The organism is Shinella kummerowiae (assembly GCF_009827055.1).
GTDB lineage: Bacteria > Pseudomonadota > Alphaproteobacteria > Rhizobiales > Rhizobiaceae > Shinella > Shinella kummerowiae.
Genome location: NZ_WUMK01000001.1, coordinates 35698 through 54113, shown reverse-complemented (window position 1 = coordinate 54113; position 18416 = coordinate 35698). Strand labels below are relative to the sequence as shown.

The following is an 18416-nucleotide window of genomic DNA, read 5'->3' as shown; positions in this document are numbered from 1 at the left end:
AGGTTTTTTGTTTTAGCTGCATTGTTCTACGCCGAAGCCATGCCGCTTCGGCTGGAAATGCTCTAAGGCCGTGCGCCGCTGTTGCAGCGCACGGCCTTGTCGTATCAGGCGTTCTGTACGCCCTGGATGGCCGAAACCTTCCATTGGCCGCCGTCTCGGCGCACGAAGGTCCAGATTTCGACGGCTTCCGTGAGATTGTCCGGGTCGCCGGAAACGACCTGGCCGGTGGCACGGTCGCGCATCACGTCGATGCTTTCGTAGCGCATGGCGACGGTGGCGTATTCGTCGGCACCCTCGCGCCAGGCCTCGGCGACGTCACCCTGCACGAGGTGAATGTCGCGCACGTCGTTGCGCAGGCCCTGCGTGGCGTTGTCGCCGATCTCTTCTGCGAGATAGGACATGGCCTCCGGCGTGGTGATCTGGCGCAGCGTCGCAAAATCTTCCGCCGCATAGGCTGCCTGCACTTCCCTGAGCATGCTTTCGAACTGCTCGAGATCGGCCTGCTTGACGCCGATCTCGTCACCGGCCTTTGGCTGCGGCGCAGCCTGCCGGCTGCCGCCGCCGATGCGCGGGATTTCGAAGCCCGGACCACCATTCTGCGGATGGACGTTGCGCTGGGCGCCGGCGCCGGCATAGGCGGGCGCGTTTCTCTGCGCGAACATGCGGCGCAGGAACAGGAAGGCGCCGGCGATCAGCAGGACCTGCAGGATCAGGCCGAGGAAGCCGATACCGCCGCCGAGACCGGAGCCGAGCAGCATGCCGACGAGGCCGCCGAGCATCAGGCCGCCGAGAAGCCTGCCGCCGAAGCCGCTGAACATTCCCGGACGCGGATTGGTGGCAGTGGTGTTGCGGCCTGCGGAAGGCTGAGCCGACTGCTGGCGCGTCATCGTACGGTCGATCGGCTGGGCGTCGGTCGGCGAGGTGCGGGTGGTCGACGGCGTGGAGAAGGTGCGGGTTCCCCGGCTGCCGAAACCACTGCCGGCGCGGCGGGCTTCGGCCACGTCCACCAGCGTCATCATCACCATCAGCGCCATTGCCAGCATTGCCAGCCCGCGTCCAAATCCCTGTATCAACATCATTTTCTTCACTCTCTCCCATGCGCGTTCCGGCATATCGAACCGCATATAGAGGGTGAGGGGGCGGATTATAAGGTTTGCGTCGTGGAAAAGAGGAAAGTGGGACAATGTGCGCCACGTCCCGGCGGGATTGGCCCCGCAACGGCGCGGTTCGCTGGCAAACCCATAAACAAAACGGCCGCCTCGTCGGCGGCCGTCTTCTGTTCGATTTCAGGTCCGCTTAGCTGAAGCGGCCCGCGGCATGGGCCAGCATGGTGTAGACCTTGCCGGTATCCGAGGTGAGGTAGGTCTGCGTCATCGCCTTGTCGCGGTCGTTGCGGGCAACGTCGGCGAGCAGCTTTTCGAAGTCCGAAATGTAGCGGTCGACGGCGGTCCGGAATTCCGGCTCGCGTTCGTACTTGCGCTTGATCTCGTCAAACGTCTGCTGGCCCTTCAGCGTGTAGAGGCGGCGGGTGAAGACGTCGCGCTCGCCGCGCTGATAGCGCCGCCACAGGTCGACGGAAGCATCGTGATCGATGGCGCGGGCGATATCGACCGAGAGCGAGTTCAGCGATTCGACGACGTGACGCGGATTGCGGTTGTCGGCCGGGCGGGCTGCCTGGCCGTCGCCGCGCGGCTGGGCGAATTGGGCTTCCTCACGCGAGACGGCGCCGCGCAGGAGGTCGCGCATCCAGCCGCCTTCGCCGGCCGCCTTGCTGTCGGCTTCGGCGGGCACGGGCTGTGCGCGCTGCGGCACAGTTGCTGTTGCCGCGCGCTCCAGGCCGAGGCTGCCACGCAGCGGCGGCGTCGCTTCTTCGCGGACAGGCTCTACGCGGGCCTGCTGCACCGGCTGCTGGACAACGGTTGCCTGCACGGCCGGGCGGGAGACTTCCAGCGCAGAGGAGGACTTGCCGATGATGTCGGACAGATCCTGCAGGGCCTTGATCTGCTCGCTGACGGCGCGGCGCATCTGGGCGGCGTTTTCCTTGGCTTCTTCCGGAAGGTCGAAGGCACCGCGCTTCAGTTCGCCGCGGGTCTGGTCGAGTTCCTTGCGGATTTCGGTGGCGGCGCGACGGATCTCCTCGGTCGCCCCGGAGAACTTTCCGACGGCTTCCTCGACCGCTTCGCGCATCGCATCACGCATGACGGCCGTGGCGGTCTCGGACTTCTTGCCGGATTCGGTAAGCAGGCGATCGACATCGGAGAGCGAGGCGCCGACGCTACCGCGCAGGCGGTTTGCCACTTCCTTCGTCCGCTCCTCGGCGCGTACGAAGGCGCCTTCGACGGACTGGCCCGCTTCTTCACCGGCCTTGACCAGAGAGTCGCGCAGCGTGTTCGCGGCGGATTCGGCGCGCTTTTCAGTCTCACCGAGGATGCGGCCGACTTCCGCGAACGAGGTCTGGATGCCGCCGCGCAGATTGCCGGCGATCAGGTTCGCGCGCTCTTCGGCGCGGCCGAAGGCGCCCTCGACCATGCCTTCAAGCGACTGCATCGTCTTCTCGATCTCTTCCGAACGCTGCACCAGGCCGATGGACAGCGAGCGCAGCGCATCCTGGCGCTCTTCCAGCGTCGAGACGAGGTTCGACTGGGCGGCGGCGAGCAGGTCGGAGGCCTGGGACAGGATCTTCGAATGATCCTCGAAGCGCCCGACGATGCCGCCGATCTGCGAGAGCGTGCCGGCCGAAATATCGGAGAGGCGATCGACCTTGCCTTCCAGCAGGCGAGACGTAGTGGAGACCATGTCGGAGGCGCGCTCGGCGGAGGCATTGAAGCGTTCGGCCGTGTTCGTCAGGCGCCCGTCGATGGCGCCGAGCGTCTGGCTGGCGGCATCGACCAGGCCGGAGATTGCACCGTTGCTTTCCGAAAGGCGAGCGATCAGGCTTTCGACATTTGCCTGAAGGCCGTCTTCGATTGCGCGCATCGAGCCAGCGGCTTCTTCCGTGCGGGCGGAGATTGCAGCGAGCGTATCGGAGGTGCGGGCCGAGATCGCATTGATCAATGCCGCGTTCTCGTTGCGCAGGCGATCGGCGCTTTCGCGGGCGACGCCGCTGATGCGCTCGGCAGCTTCGCGTCCGGCAGCCGCATAGTCGTCGATGACCGGGCGGGCTTCCTCGTTGATCAGGCGCGACAGTTCCTCCGTGCGGCTGGCCAGCATGGAGTTGAGTTCGCGGGTACGATCGTCGAGCGTCGAGCGGATGGAGGCGCCACGCGTTTCCAGAGCCTTTTCGACATCGCCCAGGCCCGCGCGCAGCGACTGCGCCTGGTTGGCAATACGGTCTTCCGTTTCCGCGAAGCGGGCGACGGCGGAGGTGGTGGTTTCCTCGACGGCGCGGGCAAAGGCTTCGTTGCGGGCGGACAGGTTATCGGCGAACTCCTCGCCGGTGCGGGCGATGTTGTCGGCGGTACGCTGGGCTTCCGCACCCATGTCCTGTGCCGCACGGGAAACGGCGCCCCGGAGCGACGCGCTGAGATGGGCGAATTCCTCGCCGGTCTTGGCGAGCGACTGGGCCGAGCGGATTGCTTCGGCGTCCATGTCCTGGGCGGCCTGCGTGACGGCATCGCGCAGCGTCTGGGCGAGCCCGGCAGCCTTGCCGTCGATGGTGCGGTTGACGCTGTCGAGGCCGATGGTGAGCGCCCGGTCCATGGTGCCGAGGCGTTCCTCGATGCGACCGGTCTTCTCGTCGATGGTCGTGGCGATGCGGTCGGCGGCTTCGCCGGAAATGCGCTCGATATCGCTGGCCCGGCTGACAAGCGTTCCATCGATGCGGTCTGCGGCCTCACCGGTGACGCGGGTGATGTGGCTCGCGTGTTCGGTAAGGGTGGTGTCGATGCGTTCCGCGGCTTCGCCGGAGATACGGGCGAACTGGCCGGCGTGCTCCGAGAGGGTGCCACCGATACGCTCAGCGGCTTCGCCGGAGATGCGGGTAATCTGGCCGGCATGCTCCGTGAGGGTGCCGTCGATGCGTTCTGCGGCTTCACCGGTAACACGGGCGATCTGGCCGGCGCGCTTGGCGAGCGTGCCGTCGATGCGTTCGGCAGCCTCGCTGGCAATGCGTTCGATCTGCGTGGCGCGTTCGGCGAGCGTACCATCGATGCGCTGGGCGGCTTCGCCCGTCACCCGCTCGATATCGTCGAGGCGGCCGGAGAGGGCGCCCTCGATGCGGTCCGCGGCGCTGGTGCTGACGCGCTCGATATCCGAGACGCGGCCGGAAAGCGCGCCTTCGATACGTTCGGCCGCATCCGCGCTGACACGCTCGATGTCGCCGACACGGCCGGCAAGCGTTGCAGCGATACGGGCCGTCGTCTCGTCACCGATACGGTCGACTTCGGCGATCGGGCGGGAGAGGGCGTCGGAGACGCGCAGCGACACGTCGCTGCCTACGCGATCAAGGTCGGCAAGCCGGTCGGCCAGGGTGTCGGAGATGCGGGCGGCGGCGGTGTCGACGATACCGGAAACGTTCTCGACACTGTGTTCGATGCGGGCTTCCAGCTTGCCGAGGTTTTCTTCGAGCTTGCTGCCCGTCGTGTCGAAGCGGGTCGCAACACTGTCGACCGTCTGTTCCATGCGTGCGCCGAAGGCATTGGCAGCCTCGGCGATCTTGGAGGTGGTCTCGCCGAGACGTTCGGCCACGGCACCGGCGCTTTCCCGCACGCGGTGGTCGAGCAGGGCAGCACTGCCGTCGATCGTGCGGCGCAGCGTTTCTTCATGCTGCTCCAGCGTCAATTCCAGCATGCCGGCGCTGGTGGCGATCGACGTGCCGATATTGGTCGCCTGATCGTTGAGCGTTTCGGTCAGCTGGTTGCGGCCGTCGGTGATCGCCAGGTTGATGGCGTTGATGCGGTCGTCGAGCGTGGCGCGGATCTGCTCGTGGGTGGAGACGAGCGAGCCGGCGAGTTCCGAGGCGCGGCCGGACAGGGCTTCGGCGATCTCGGCGGCGCGGCCGGAGAACGCATCGGCGAATTCCGTGGCCTGACCGTGCAGGACGCCACCGAGCTGCTGGCTGCCTTCGGTAAGCACGTTTTCGACACGGTCCGCTGCGGTGTCGATGGCCGACTGCATGGAGCCGGCGCTGTTGGAGAGCACCGAGGCGAGGTTTGCCGTGCGGCCGGTGATGACTTCGTCGATCTGGCGGGCAGCGCCAGTCAGCGCGGTCTCGACGCGGTTCGCGGCCGAGCCGACCGACTGTTCCAACTGGCTGCCGGTCTCGTTCAGCATCGACGACAGGGCCGCGGTGCGTTCGGACAGCGCGCTGTCGATGCGGTTGTGGCTTGCGGCAATCGTCGAGGTGATCTCGTCGGCGCGCGCGCCGAGCGTCTCTTCCATGCGGGCCTGTGCGGCCTGGATATCGTCGGCGATCGTCGCACCGCGGGAATCCAGCGCCTGCGTCAGGCGGCGTTCGCTGCCGGAGATGCTTTCGACCAAGGCCTGGCTGCGGGCGCCAAGCGCCTCTTCCATGCGCGCCTGTGCGGATTCGATATCGGTGGCGATGGCCGTGCCGCGGGAATCGAGCGCTTCCGTCAGGCGGCGTTCGCTGCCCGAAATGCTCTCAGCCAGCGCATCGGCGCGGACGCCAAAACCGCTTTCGATGCGGTTCTGGACGTCGGCGAGACCGCCGAGAAGCGTCGAGGACTTTTCCGAGAGAATGGACGTCATGCGCTCATGGGCGCTGCTTGCCGCATTGCTGATCGCGTCGGCATGGCCGGTGACGGCGCTCTCGAACAGCTCCTGGCTGGTGCCGAGGCTGGTGGCGAGCGCGAAGGACTGGTCGGTCAGCGTGTTGTCGAGACGCTCGATGCTGGAGGTCAGGATGCCATCGATCGAGTCGCGGCCGCTTGCCACCGTCTCGTTGATGCGGGCAAGGCTCTCCATCAGCTTGGAATCGAGTGAACCGGCACGCTGGTCGAACGCCTGGGTGAATTCTTCCACGCGCTGGTCGAAGGAGCCGGCGATCTGGCCGACCGTCGCCTGCATGCGCTCGTCGAAGAAGCCCGTGCGCAGGTCGAGATCCATGACGGTGTCGTCGGCTGCGTTCTTCAGGCTTTGGCGGAACTGCGCGCCCTTTTCGTCAAGCGCGGCGTTCATCGACTGGATGACATGATCGAGCCCGCTGGTGACGGCGTGCTGACCAACGGACAGGCTTTCGCTGATCTCGCGGGTGCGGGCGATCAGCGTCTCGTTGAGCTGCTTGGCGCGGTCGTTGAGCGCGGCGTTCAGCTTTTCCGTGTTGGTATCGAGCGAGCTTGCGCGGGTTTCGAACTGCTGAAGCAGATCGCGACCGCGCGAATCGAGGTTCTTGGTGAGCTGGTCGAGGCGGGTGTCGAATTCATTGGCGAGAGCGAGGCCTGACGAGCTGAGCGTCGACAGCAGGCTGTCCGTGCGGGCCGACAGCATGGCGCCGATCGTCTGCGTGGCGCTGTCGGATTTTTCCATCAGCATCGCCGCGCGGGTGTCGAGCATGGAGGCGAAAGCCTCACCCGAGGTGGCAAGGCGCTGCGTGATGCTCTCGCCGGCGCTCGCCAGCTCGTCCTTGAGCTGTTCGTGCGCACCGGAAATCGAGGAGCGGACACGCTCGGCGTGGCTGACGATCGCCTCGCGTTCCGAGCCGAGTTCCTGCACAAGCGTGCGCACGCGCATTTCATTGTCGGAATAGCTGCGTTCGAGCGCGTTGACCTCGGAATGAACGAGGGTTTCGAGCTCGGTCGCGCGGGCGATCGTGCGCTCGATGCCTTCGTTCATCGCCGACACTTCGCGGCGAACGGCCTGGCCGACCGACATGATGCGGTCGGATGCGACCGTTTCCGGATCGGAGAGGCGCAGGGCAACTTCGGCCATCGAGCGGGCGGCGTTGCGCAGTTCGTGGGCACGCGCGATCATGATCGCGAAAGCGAAGAACAGCATGATCGGCATGACGATGGCGACGACCATGCCAATGGCGCCGGGCAGCGCCACGAGATCGGCGATGGACCGGATCTGCCAGATCTGCGGTGCATAAAGCAGGTTCGCGACGCCAATGCCGCCGATGACCCAGAGGATGGAGGCGAGGACCGCCATGCGGATCGGTGCGCGGCCCGAGCGTACGTCGAGCGATTTCAGGATGGCAGCAGGCGTCTTGCGCGAGCCGTCATTGGCGGGGGTGAAGGCCGGTGCCTTCGGGGCGGGCTCGGGGCTCAGGTTGCGCGCTGTCTCGCCCGATGTGGGGCGGCTTGCAGTCTTGTCCTGGATCTTGTTCGCGGTGCGGCTTGCTGGCTCAGACGCATGGGTCTCCGAAGCGTCCTGCTTCGAAGGTGTCTCGGGCGTGAGATCGTCAAAGTCGATTTTCAGTGCTTCTTCGAGCGCCTGGAAGGCCTTTTCGTCGATCGACTCGATAGACTTGTTCGTCGCCATGCGGATACGCCTCGTTACCATGTCCAGGATTGGGCTTCATGCGCGCTGCCGCTGCTCAGGCGCATTCGAACCGTCCGGTTGGTGGCCGGTCTTGCTGCATACCCTCATGGCAAGCAGCGTCCAGGCCCCCGTTCATTTCAAATTCGCTCGATAACCCCGAAGGACGAAATGGTGTACTCCGCCCACGGTTTATCCACCGGGATTATCCGGTCGTATCGTAGTGACACATTAGCCTGTATCACACAATTCATTGCCATCTCCCTTCGCCCGAAACTTAACAGGAAGTTAAGATTCGGCGAATCTGTATCGCAATGGAAAACTTGCGAAAATGGCGAATTTTCAGCCGTTAACCATAGTTTGCGATTCATGCCCATTTTGCGCCGTCTTTTAATCGGATAGGCGCGCCGGCGACGCAGAATGGCTGTCCCATGTCCTTGCGGAAGCGTGGTGAAAACACCGGGCCCGCATCGGCATCTGCGTGCATCACAATGAAACAAGCGTACGTAGCGTATATAAGGATATTGGCAAATGGCAGCGCTCAACATCGCATTCGAGGCGCCCGACAATGCAGGCGGCATGTGTCCCTCAAATGGACGACCGATCGATCTGATACACCTTGCCCGCCAGACCATGGGCGACAAGGCGCTGGAACTGGAAGTGCTGCAGATGTTTGCGCGGCAGGCCCGTGAAAGCATGAAGGAAATCGTAGGCTCTGAAGGGGCTGCCCGCGCGGCCGTCGCGCATCGGCTGAAGGGCTCGGCCCAATCCGTCGGCGCCACGGCCGTCAGCAAGGCAGCCGAGGCGCTGGAGCAGAACCCCGCCAATGCCATTGCCCTTGCCAGCGTGACTGCGGCCGTCGTCGAGGCGGAAAACTTCATCCTCAAGCTCTGCCGCTGATCGTCGCAGGCCCGCCGCCAATCGACTGGCGCGGCGGGAAAAGCCGATGCCGCGCCCGGACCAGTGAAGAGCCGGGCGGGCGGGCGATGTTGACTGGGGATGGGTTTTGTTGGAAACGTCCGCCGAAAGCCGGCGGTATCGTCCCTCCGCCGGCCAGCCATTCGCCCGCTCCGGGCAGCCTTGAGGATCCGGAACCCATCATGAGCAAACTCACCATCGTCGCCTTCGATGGCACACGCCACGAACTGGATGTCGCCAACGGCTCCACGGTCATGGAAAACGCCGTGCGCAATTCCGTGCCCGGCATCGAGGCGGAATGCGGCGGTGCCTGTGCCTGCGCGACCTGCCACGTCTATGTCGACGATGCCTGGAGCGCGACGGTCGGCCCGCCGGAAGCGATGGAAGAGGACATGCTGGACTTCGCCTATGACGTCCGCCCGACCTCGCGGCTTTCCTGTCAGATCAAGATGTCGGATGCGCTCGACGGGCTCGTGGTTCACGTGCCGGAACGTCAGGCCTGACATCATCCTTTTTCGGAGCGTTGAATGGAGCTCGCCGCCGATACCGATGTGGTTGTGGTCGGCGCCGGCCCCGTCGCGCTTTTCGCCGTCTTCCAGCTCGGGCTGTACGGGCTGACATGCACGCTGGTCGATAGCCTCGACCGCGCCGGCGGCCAGTGCGCCGTACTGTATCCAGACAAGCCGATCTATGACGTGCCGGGTTTCCCGAAGATCGACGGGCTGGAGCTGACCGATCGCCTGCTTGCGCAGATCGCGCCTTTTTCGCCCCGGTTTCAGTTTGCATCAACCGTTGTCGGTTTCGCGCAGCAGCCGGATGGGCGCTTTCAGGTCGCTTTGAACGACGGTGCGTCGCTTGGTGCCAGGGTCGTGGTCGTCGCCACCGGTCTTGGCACCTTCGTGCCCGGTGCGGGGGAACCGTCGCTGGAGGCCGGCCCGGCGCCGGCCTGGCCGCTGGAACGCTCGGGCGATGCCTTCATCGTGGATCCGGAGCGTTTCGAGACATCGCAGCCGGGTGTCTTCGCCATCGGTGATGCCTGCCATTATCCGGGGAAGCTGCGGCTTATCCTGTCCGGCTTTCACGAGGTGGCGCTGATGACGCAGGCGGTGCGACGCATCTGCTTACCGGGCGGACGCTCGACGCTGGAATACACGACCTCGTCTTCACGCCTGAAGAAGAGAATTGAAGGCGCAAGTTCCGCCAAAGAATAGATGGGGAAAAAAAGAGCCTCGCCGGTCGATCAGGACGAGCGAGGCCAGTAGGGCGCATCGCAACAGGAGAGGGAGGAGACACCTGCTGCTTCAATGGGACGCGCCAGGAGAACCTGTTACAAACTGTTTCATGCTACTGCGGGAAGGAAAAACCCTCTTCCCGTTCACTGTTGAAATGAAGATACGGTGATTTGCGGAATTGCGCTATCGCTAAAACTAACCAGTCATTTCATGGATACAGAAGGCCCAGGCCTTGCGCCGGTCCGAAAGCACTGAAGCTCTTTCCAGAAATACATGAATGGCCGCTTGGCCTTTACTGAAGTCTGCTCTTCAGGCGATGCGTCAAAAGCCGCATCATGCGGTCGTTGAAGTTCTTGGACTCGACGCGGTCGAAGCGGGCCTGGTCGGCGTCGTGCTTGGAAACGGCGTCGGCCGTCACGCGATCGACGCGGGCCTGCATGCGTTCGCAGTCGGCCTCCGGGCGCAGGGTTTTCAAGGTGCGTTGCAGGGTGCGGGCATGGGTGCGGGCGATTTCGGCGTGGCGTTCCTCATGGCGCTTGATGTCGCTCGCCAGCGTGTCCCAGATCAGGGCGAGCGATGCGGTGGCGCGCTTGCGGTTCTTCCAGCGGGGAAGGATGATCTGGGTCGACAGCGTCACTTTCGCCTCGCCGACGGCGCAGCGGTCGCCACGGCGCACATAGGTGACCGAGCCGCCCCACTTGATCTTTGTCGCACCGGGGTGGCGTGAGCCGCTGTGTTTCATCATCGGGCCGCGCTTGGACAGTTCTTCGTCGAGTTCGGCTGCCGTGCGTCCGCCGACGGAGAAATATGCGAAGGTTTTCGATGTGATCGTCTCGGCGCCGGCCGGCTGGACAGAGAGGCAGACGACGGCGGCAAGGGCCATCAGGCGGGCGATGGTCTTCATTCGGATCAGCATTCCTTTCGCCATCGGGTTTCCCCGATGGTGTGCCAGCCAAAGGACCGGTTGAACTTCCTCTAAGCTTGGGGCATAGGCTCCGCAAGCGCAACACCCTTTCCGGGCGCCGCTGGGGAACCCTAGTTTCAGATCGGTTGATTAAGAACTAAGGTTGCTCACCAGATTCAAGGTGCTACGGCGTTTTTCGCACGTCCGCGCGCTTCTTAACTGCCGAGGAAACCGCCATGTTCTCGCCGTTCGATCCCTTCCGCTGGGCGCTTGCCCATGGCCGGCATCTGGAGCTCGGACCGCGCGGCATCCTCATGGCGATCGTCAATGTGACGCCCGATTCCTTTTCCGATGGCGGCCGGTTCGACAGCGCTGACGCGGCGGTGGCGCAGGCGATCCTCTGTCTGGAACAGGGCGCGGAGATCGTCGATATCGGCGGGGAATCGACCCGTCCGGGTGCCGCATCCGTGACGGCGGCCGAGGAGCAGGACCGCATCCTTCCCGTCATCGAGGCGCTAGTCGGCACGACCGACGCCATCATCTCCGTCGATACCTATCGTGCCGAAACCGCCCGGCTTGCCGTTGCCGCCGGCGCTCATATCGTCAACGACGTGCACGGTCTGCAACGCGAGCCGGCTATCGCCCGCGTTGCCGCGGAGACGGGGGCGGGACTTTGCATCATGCATACGGGGCGTGACCGTGAGAAACGGCCGGACGTGGTGGAAGACCAGTATCTCTTCCTCGGCCGCTCGCTTGAGATCGCCGGCGAGGCGGGCGTTGCCCGCGCTGCCATGGTGCTCGATCCGGGATTCGGCTTTGCCAAGGATACCGATGAAAATCTCGAGCTGATGGCGCGCTTCGGCGAGCTTTACGGTTTCGAATTGCCCATTCTCGCCGGCACCTCGCGCAAGCGTTTCGTCGGCGCCGTCACAGGGCGGGAGGCGGCGGACCGCGACGTCGGCACCGCCGCGACGACGGCGCTTTTGCGTATCGCCGGCGCGGCGGTGTTCAGGGTGCATGATGTCGCAATCAACAGGGATGCGCTTGTCATGGCGGATGCTATGCTTGCCGCGGAGCGCAGGGTGAGGGCGCGCGAGGAGCGCGCCTGATACCCGGCCAGACAGGATGAAATCATGACCACCAGCTACACGATCACGCTCAAGAACTGCGCCTTCTTCGCCCGTCACGGCCTGCACGACGCGGAGGAGTTTCTCGGCCAACGCTTCTTCGTCGATGCCGAACTCGACGTACGGCCGCTGCAGCCGCTTTCGGACGATGCGATCGAATCGACCGTCGATTATGGCGTCGCGTTCCAGGAGATCGAAAAGATCGTCACCGGCCAGCGCCGTTATCTCATCGAGGCGTTAGCCCAGGAGATCGCCACCGTTCTCTGTGCCCGCTTCCCGCAGATTTCCCGCGCGCGGATCACCGTCAGAAAGCCGAATGCACCGGTGCCCGGCGTGCTCGATTATGTCCAGGTCACGGTCGATCATGTCGTCTGAGACTTTCCGTCGGGCCACGCTCGGCCTCGGCGGCAATATCGGTGATCCCGTCCGCGCAATGGCCGAGGCTTTGCGGGCGCTCGACGCGCGGCCGGATTGCCGGGTCGTCGCCGTATCGCGGCTCTATCGGACGCCGCCATGGGGCAAGACGGACCAGGAATGGTTTTTCAACGCCTGTGCGCTGATTGAAACGGCGCTCGGGCCAGAGCCGCTGCTGGACACCTGCCTTGCCATCGAGCGCAACATGAAGCGTGAACGCAAGGAGCGCTGGGGGCCGCGCACCATCGATATCGATGTGTTGACCTATGAGGGTGTGGAACAGGCTGGCGGACGGCTGGAATTGCCGCATCCGCGCATGACGGGGCGCGGCTTCGTGCTGATGCCGCTCGCCGACATGGCGCCGACACTGGACGTGCTGGGACGCACCGTGGAGTCCTGGCTGGGAGACGCTGATATTGCCGGCATTGAGCCGGCGAGCGCCGGCTCGGAATGGTGGAAGATGGCTATTTGATCGAGCCGACGGCGATGTCGTCGAGATTGCGGTCGAGCGATACGCCGATGACTGGGATCATCCTGTTCTCGACCTTCACCGAAATGGTGATGTTGAGCTTGTTGTCGCTCTCGAGGCGGGCGATCATCGCGCCGTTCAGCTTCTGGCGGTTGATGCCGACGACGACCTTGTTGCCATTGACCTGGCCGGAGGTGATGTCGAGGCCCTTGCCGGAGGCGCCATCCAGAAACTTTCCAGTATAGCTGCTGCCCGTCTTGGTGATGAGCGCCGACATCGGCTGCTTGAAGACGCCGACACGGCAGAAGCCGTCGAGCTGGATACCGGCGCTCTTGGCCGGCGCGGTATCACCCGTCAGGTCGCAGGAGAATTTCGTCCCCTTGTACTTGCCGGCGACGATTTCGCCCTTGCCCTGCCAGTTGCCGGTGACCTGCTCGAAAAATGCCTTGTCGCGCGATCCGGCGGAGGCTGGCAAGGCGAGGGTGGTGGCTGCGAGAAAGGCCGCTACGGAGGCGCGGGCGATCAAAGAGGTGCGCGAGTACATGAACGATCCTTGATAGGCGACGGCCTTTTGGCCTGCTTTGGTGTCACGAGATTTGCGCGAAAATGGTTAATGGACGGTTTCCAGGGGCCTTGCCCCCTATCATTTGACAGGTTTGTCCATCCGGGAAACCGGGGTGTTGCTTGCCGGTCACGCTTCGTCGCGGCGACGTCCCGAGGTGCCGGGTGTCAGGTCGCTGATGAAATCGCCGATGCCGGGCCGCTTCAGCGAACGGAAAGGCATGGGGCGGCACAGGTCCATGGCGGCGATACCGATTCGAGCCGTCATCAGGCCGTTGATGACGCCTTCGCCCAGCCGTGCGGAGAGTTTGGACGCAAGCCCGTGGCCGAGCACCTGCTGCACGAGACTGTCGCCCATGGCAATCGAGCCGGTGACGGCGAGATGGGCGATGACGTCCCGCATCAGGCGCAGCATGCCGATCTTGCCCGGACGGCCGCCATAGAGTTCCGCCATGCTGCGCACCAGCCGGCTGCTTTCATAGATGACATAGCCGAGATCGACCAAGGCGCGCGGGCTGACCGCCGTGACGATGGAGACGCGCTTGGCGGCGCCGAGAATGAGGGCGCGCGCCTCGCGGTCGAGCGGTGCCATAAGCTCCCGCTCGGCAAGGTCGATGAGATGGGCGGCGTCGATGATTTCGCCCTCGGTTTCAGCGAGCCGTGCCCGCCCGCGCGCCGTCTGGGGCCGGGCGGTGAGCAGGTGCATGAGGCGGGCGACAATACTCCGGCCAACCGCCGGTGTCGGCGATAGAGCGGCTTCGGCAACGTCGTGTTTGATATCCTGAACGGCGGCGAGCCGGCGAAGGCCGATCAGTTCGCGCAGGACCATGCCGAGGAGGGCGAGCACGGCGATACCCGCGGCGGCGATGGCGAGATAACCGAGCCAGTCGTTGCGGTTGAAGAGGTCGCGGATCAAGGCATCGACCCACAGGCCGATGGCGAGCGACAGGAGCAGGCCGAGCGCGCCGAAGGCGATGCGGCCGAGCGTGATGCGGCGCGGTCGGGGTGTTGCGACCGGCGGCAGGAGGTCCGGTAGGTCGGCTGTCGTGGCGATGAAGGGATCGTCGGCGTCGGGCGTCAGCGTGATCGCATCATCGAAGGCGGCGGGTGCGCGTGGCGCGGCGCGCTCGGGCTGTTTTGCGGCCGGATCCGGGGGGAGCGAGAAGGCGGCGGGTTTGCGCGGACGGTCGGTCATGCCAGCCGGTCTCCAATCAGATATTGCAGCGCGCGGTCGAGACGGATGTGCGGCACGGACAGTTTCAGGCCGCCGCCGGTCTCCTCAATATGCGGCGGACGGAAGCGCACGAAATTGAGCAGGCCTTCGGAATGCGATTCAAGCGCTTCGAAAAGTGAATCCGGGTTTGCTGGCAAGTCCCCGGGAAATATCGCTGTTTTCCGTTCGCCGTCAAAGACCTCGCCATTGATCTTCTCGCCAGCCATCGGCACTCCGACGATGACCGGCAGGTCCTCGCCGTCGTGTTTGACGGTAGCCTCGCGGGTGGCGCGCACGGAGGCGAGCGCCATCACCTCGATGCCCGCGCCGCTCATGCCGATGCGCTCGATGGCGCGCTCGACGAGCCGGCGGGTGACGGCCTCCAGGCGGGGGTGGCTCTCGTGGTGCAGGTGATCGGCCTTGGTGGCGGCAATCACGATGCGGTCGATGCGGCGCGTCACGAAGGAGGAGAGAAAACTGTTCTGGCCGGCGCGGAAACAATCGAGCACGTCGCCGAGGGCGCGTTCGAGGTCATGCACCGCCTCGGCGCCGCGATTGATGGCCTGCAACGCGTCGATGAGCACGATCTGCCGATCGAGGCGGGCGAAGTGCTCGCGGAAGAAGGGGCGCACCACATGGCTCTTGTAGGCCTCGTAGCGCCGCTCCATCATCGCATGCAGCGAGCCTCGTTCCGGGCGCCCGTCGCGCAGGTTCGGCAGGGGGGCGAAGGTCAACGCGGGCGAACCTTCAAGGTCACCGGGCATGAGGAAACGGCCGGGCGGCAGGGTGGAAAGCGAACGTTCGTCGGACTTGCAGGCCTTGAGGTAGGCGGTGAAGGCGTCGGCGAGCGAACGGGCGGTCGCCTCCTGCGCTGTCGCGGCGGGATCGACCGTGTTGGACAATGCCAGCCATTCCCGCGCAAGTTCGGCGCGGATGCCCGATTGGGCGAGTGCCACGGTATTTGCGCTGAAGGTTCGGAAATCCTGCGCGAGCAGCGGCAGGTCGAGCAGCCATTCGCCGGGATAATCGACGATGTCGATTGCGAGTTTCCCTGGCGAAAACAGGCGGCCCCAGCCGGACGCGCTTTCATAGTCGAGCGTGATGCGCAGCTGCGAGATGGCGCGTGTCGAATCCGGCCAGAGGCGATCGGCGACGAGCGCGCGGATATGGTCCTCGTATTGGAAGCGTGGCACGGCGTCGTCCGGCTGTGGTTCCAGCCGGATTTTCGAGACGCGGCCGGAGCGGCCGGCCTCGAACAGGGGCAGGCGGCCGCCATTCAGCAGGTTGTGCACCAGCGAGGAGATGAAAACCGTCTTGCCGGCGCGCGACAGGCCCGTCACGCCGAGGCGGATCGACGGATTGACGAGATTGGTGGCACGGCCGGTCAACGCGTCGAGCGCGAGCAGGGCTTCATCGGTGAGGGTGGTCAGGCTAGGCGGCAAGGGTCTCTTTCCAGCGTCGATGACGATATAGGAAACGAAATCCGGCAAGAAAAGAGCGCTGCCGTTTCCTCAGTGGGCCGGGCGCGGCGCTATGAAGCCGGCCAGGCAGGCACCGCCGTAATTCTCCTGCGTCGGACGCTCGTCGAAATCGAGGATGGCAAGACCTGCCGTCGGGAAGCCGAAAGGCACGGCCGTTTCGGCGATTTCCTTGCCGACGAGGCGGTGAAAGAACTCCTCGATCATCGGGTTGTGACCGACGATCATCACGGAGGTTTCCGCCCGGTTCGCGAAGGCCAGTTCTGCGTAGGTGTCGATGGTGCCGGAATAAAGGGAATCGACATAGTCGATCGCCAATTCCTGGCTGACGGTGCGGTGGAACGGTTCAGCCGTCTGTCGGCAGCGCACGGCCGTCGATGAAATGATGAGCGCCGGCTTGTAGCCCTGGTCGGCTGCTTCCTCGGCGATGACCTCAGCTTCGGCAAAACCGTCGTCATCGAGGGCGCGATCGAAGTCAGACTGGCCGGGCTGGGCCCAGGCGGCGCGGGCGTGGCGAAGGATGTAAAGCCGGAAGGCCGGCGTGCCGAGAGATGCCAAGTCTGTCCTCCATTCGCCTGCGGCCGCAAATCTGCCGCTGCCCCTGTCATGTCTTTCCTTGCCGGAAAGATCAACCGGTTTTGCGAATGGGCGCGTTCACGATGCTGTCGGATACCACCTGATAGGCGAGCGTATCCTCGAGCTTCTGAGGCCGCGCGAAATAGTAGCCCTGCATCATGCGGCAGCCGAGCGCGCGCAGCGCCACCACCTGCTCCTGCGTTTCCATGCCCTCGACCACGCAGACGCAGCCGATATTGCGCGACAGGTCGACGATCGTCTTGACGATGCTGCGGCTGAGGTCGTTCGTCGTGATGTCGACGATGAAACCGCGGTCGATCTTGATCTTGGTGAGCGGCAGCTTGTGCACGTAGCTGAGGCTGGAATGGCCCGTGCCGAAATCGTCGAGGGCAATGCCGATGCCGTGGTCTGCGAAACGGCGGATATTGTCGGCGGCGAGCGCGAAGTTGCGCATGACCGCCGTTTCCGTCACCTCGACATCGAGGCGTTTGGGGTCGACACCGCTGCCGGCGATGATGTCGAGAAGCGCATCGACGGTCTTGTTGGAGACCACATCACGGGTCGAGAGATTGATGGAAAGACGGATATGGGCGGGCCAGGTCTGCGCCGCTTCCAGCGCCTTGCGCATCAGCACTTCGGTCAGCCGCCCGATGATGCCCGCGCGTTCGGCAGCACGGATGAATATGCCGGGCGGAACGGGGCCGAGGGTAGGGCTTTCCCAGCGAGCGAGCGCCTCATAGGCCGAAATGCCATTGGTGTCCGCGTCGACCATCGGCTGGAAGACGAGATGCATTTCGCTTTCGAAATCGGCCCCCAGCAAGGCCTGCTGGATACGCCCCTGTTCGTTGATCTCGGCCTCGTGTTCGGCGGAGAAGACGACCGTCGTGCCGCGGAAATTCTGCTTGGCAAGATAGAGCGCGAAATCGGCCCGGTCGAACAGCCGGTCGGCGGTCGTGCCGGCATCGCCAAGGATGGAGATGCCGAGCGAGCCGGAAACACGTGGTGTCTGCCCGTTGAAGATGTAAGGCTCCTGGAGTGCGGTGCAGATTTCCTCACCGAGCAGCCGCAGCCTGTCCGGGCAGGGCGTGCCTTCGAAAACGATGCCGAACTCGTCGCCGCCGAGACGCGCCGGGAACAGGCCCCGGCCGGCAAAGGCGGAGAGCCGTTCGCCGACCTCGATGAGCAACTTGTCGCCGATGCCGTGACCGAAGGTGTCGTTCACCGGCTTGAAGCCGTCGAGATCGATGAGGCCGAGGGCCAGGCCGGTTCCGTTCTTCTCCGCCTCGATGATGTGCCTTTCGAGTTCGGCGCGGAACTGGCGGCGGTTCGGCAGGTTGGTGAGGCTGTCGAGATTGGCGAGACGATGGTTCTCGTCACTCAGTCGCTGGGTTTCCGCCTGGCGGACGGTCAGTTCCTTCTGCGATTGTATCAGGGCGCCGAAATCCCGGTAGTAGGTGAGCAGGATGAAGACCATGGCCATGGTCACGAGCGCGACATTGAGCGCGAGTGCCGTGAAGACCGGGTTGCCCGATGCGGCAAAGAACACGGTGAACGGTCCAAGCACGATTGCGGTCAGCGCCAGGGCGGCAGCGCGCAGATGCATGAGGCAGAAGATGCAGCCGATCACCGTATTGGCAATGTAGAAGGCGACATGGGACTGCTGGTAGGCGTCGCCGTAGGAGAACAGGCTGAGCGACCAGGCGCAGAAGCCAGCGCCGAGGAGAGCCGTCAGGCGATAGGTCGAGCGAAGCCGGCCGACCGCCTCGTCATGCGTGTAGCGCCGGTTGCGGCTGAACCACCAATGGACCAGCCGGGTAAGGCTGACGGCATAGAGCGCCGAAGGAATGTACAGCGTCAGATAGAGGGGAGCGGCGTTGAAATGCGTGACGGTGAGGGCAACCGTATTCGTTACCAGCATGAAGTAGAGCAGCGGCACCTGCTTGGTAAAAGCGGCAAGCTGCGCCTGGACGAGCTCCGGATTACCGGATTCGATCGTGAGAATAGCTTTCGCCCTGCTGAACATTCAATGCGCGCTCCTGCCTGGAGGAAGAGAAGCACGAGTTGCTAAAATAAGTCTGAATCGCCCG

At 64.4% G+C, this 18416-nt stretch carries 14 protein-coding genes; 6 read left to right on the top strand and 8 right to left on the bottom strand.

Going from position 1 to position 18416, the window contains the following annotated elements; translation table 11 throughout:
- Positions 1–104: 104 nt before the first annotated feature.
- A complete protein-coding gene (locus tag GR138_RS00260; RefSeq protein WP_160857377.1) occupies positions 105–1076 on the bottom strand; it encodes a Tim44 domain-containing protein in 972 nt (323 codons plus the stop codon).
- A gap of 220 nt (positions 1077–1296) precedes the next feature.
- Entirely contained in the window at positions 1297–7440 is a 6144-nt protein-coding gene (locus tag GR138_RS00255; protein ID WP_160856618.1) for an apolipoprotein A-IV repeat region-like domain-containing protein, read from the bottom strand.
- Between the two features lie 528 nt (positions 7441–7968).
- On the opposite strand from GR138_RS00255, the gene GR138_RS00250 reads away from it, so the two are divergent.
- From GR138_RS00250 to GR138_RS00240, 3 genes are all read left to right on the top strand, one after another.
- Entirely contained in the window at positions 7969–8337 is a 369-nt protein-coding gene (locus tag GR138_RS00250) for an Hpt domain-containing protein (protein WP_160856617.1), read from the top strand.
- 200 nt (positions 8338–8537) lie between these two features.
- The gene (locus GR138_RS00245) at positions 8538–8858 is read left to right on the top strand and encodes a 2Fe-2S iron-sulfur cluster-binding protein (RefSeq protein ID WP_160856616.1); all 321 of its coding nucleotides are present in this window, start codon (positions 8538–8540) and stop codon (positions 8856–8858) included.
- A gap of 24 nt (positions 8859–8882) precedes the next feature.
- The gene (locus tag GR138_RS00240; protein ID WP_160856615.1) at positions 8883–9566 is read left to right on the top strand and encodes an NAD(P)/FAD-dependent oxidoreductase; all 684 of its coding nucleotides are present in this window, start codon (positions 8883–8885) and stop codon (positions 9564–9566) included.
- 313 nt (positions 9567–9879) lie between these two features.
- Here GR138_RS00240 and GR138_RS00235 read toward each other — a convergent pair whose 3' ends face one another.
- Positions 9880–10500: a DUF922 domain-containing Zn-dependent protease gene (locus tag GR138_RS00235; RefSeq protein ID WP_420853607.1), complete on the bottom strand. Its 621-nt coding sequence runs from the start codon at positions 10498–10500 to the stop codon at positions 9880–9882.
- Between the two features lie 227 nt (positions 10501–10727).
- Here GR138_RS00235 and folP point away from each other — a divergent pair, with 227 nt between their 5' ends.
- The 3 genes from folP to folK are packed head-to-tail and all read left to right on the top strand — an operon-like array spanning position 10728 to position 12504.
- Positions 10728–11600 (top strand): dihydropteroate synthase, encoded by an 873-nt coding sequence (gene folP / locus GR138_RS00230; protein WP_160856614.1) that lies wholly within the window; start codon positions 10728–10730, stop codon positions 11598–11600.
- Between the two features lie 24 nt (positions 11601–11624).
- Positions 11625–11993, top strand: a complete 369-nt coding sequence (folB, locus tag GR138_RS00225; RefSeq protein WP_160856613.1) for a dihydroneopterin aldolase — start codon at positions 11625–11627, stop codon at positions 11991–11993.
- Complete coding sequence (gene folK / locus GR138_RS00220; RefSeq protein WP_160856612.1) at positions 11983–12504, top strand: 2-amino-4-hydroxy-6-hydroxymethyldihydropteridine diphosphokinase; 522 nt, start codon at positions 11983–11985, stop codon at positions 12502–12504. The genes folB and folK overlap by 11 nt, the downstream gene beginning before the upstream one ends.
- Here the strand turns inward: folK and GR138_RS00215 are convergent.
- The 5 genes from GR138_RS00215 to GR138_RS00195 all read right to left on the bottom strand — a co-directional run bounded on the left by GR138_RS00215 (position 12497) and on the right by GR138_RS00195 (position 18352).
- On the bottom strand, positions 12497–13045 hold the full coding sequence (locus GR138_RS00215; protein ID WP_160856611.1) for a hypothetical protein: 549 nt from the start codon (positions 13043–13045) through the stop codon (positions 12497–12499). The two genes, folK and GR138_RS00215, sit on opposite strands and share 8 nt — an antisense overlap.
- Before the next feature lie 147 nt (positions 13046–13192).
- The gene (locus tag GR138_RS00210) at positions 13193–14257 is read right to left on the bottom strand and encodes a YcjF family protein (protein WP_160856610.1); all 1065 of its coding nucleotides are present in this window, start codon (positions 14255–14257) and stop codon (positions 13193–13195) included.
- Positions 14254–15717: a YcjX family GTP-binding protein gene (locus tag GR138_RS00205; protein ID WP_160856609.1), complete on the bottom strand. Its 1464-nt coding sequence runs from the start codon at positions 15715–15717 to the stop codon at positions 14254–14256. Before GR138_RS00205 ends, GR138_RS00210 begins: the two co-directional genes overlap by 4 nt.
- A gap of 69 nt (positions 15718–15786) precedes the next feature.
- Positions 15787–16311 (bottom strand): SixA phosphatase family protein, encoded by a 525-nt coding sequence (locus tag GR138_RS00200; RefSeq protein WP_160856608.1) that lies wholly within the window; start codon positions 16309–16311, stop codon positions 15787–15789.
- Between the two features lie 70 nt (positions 16312–16381).
- Positions 16382–18352, bottom strand: coding sequence for a putative bifunctional diguanylate cyclase/phosphodiesterase (locus GR138_RS00195; protein ID WP_160856607.1), 1971 nt, complete (start codon positions 18350–18352; stop codon positions 16382–16384).
- Between the last annotated feature and the right edge of the window lie 64 nt (positions 18353–18416).

Coding starts and splice junctions, on each gene's coding strand:
- GR138_RS00260 (WP_160857377.1), bottom strand. CDS start 1,076: ATGTTGATACAGGGATTTGGACGCGGGCTGGCAATGCTGGCAATGGCG.
- GR138_RS00255 (WP_160856618.1), bottom strand. CDS start 7,440: ATGGCGACGAACAAGTCTATCGAGTCGATCGACGAAAAGGCCTTCCAG.
- GR138_RS00250 (WP_160856617.1), top strand. CDS start 7,969: ATGGCAGCGCTCAACATCGCATTCGAGGCGCCCGACAATGCAGGCGGC.
- GR138_RS00245 (WP_160856616.1), top strand. CDS start 8,538: ATGAGCAAACTCACCATCGTCGCCTTCGATGGCACACGCCACGAACTG.
- GR138_RS00240 (WP_160856615.1), top strand. CDS start 8,883: ATGGAGCTCGCCGCCGATACCGATGTGGTTGTGGTCGGCGCCGGCCCC.
- folP (WP_160856614.1), top strand. CDS start 10,728: ATGTTCTCGCCGTTCGATCCCTTCCGCTGGGCGCTTGCCCATGGCCGG.
- folB (WP_160856613.1), top strand. CDS start 11,625: ATGACCACCAGCTACACGATCACGCTCAAGAACTGCGCCTTCTTCGCC.
- folK (WP_160856612.1), top strand. CDS start 11,983: ATGTCGTCTGAGACTTTCCGTCGGGCCACGCTCGGCCTCGGCGGCAAT.
- GR138_RS00215 (WP_160856611.1), bottom strand. CDS start 13,045: ATGTACTCGCGCACCTCTTTGATCGCCCGCGCCTCCGTAGCGGCCTTT.
- GR138_RS00210 (WP_160856610.1), bottom strand. CDS start 14,257: ATGACCGACCGTCCGCGCAAACCCGCCGCCTTCTCGCTCCCCCCGGAT.
- GR138_RS00195 (WP_160856607.1), bottom strand. CDS start 18,352: ATGTTCAGCAGGGCGAAAGCTATTCTCACGATCGAATCCGGTAATCCG.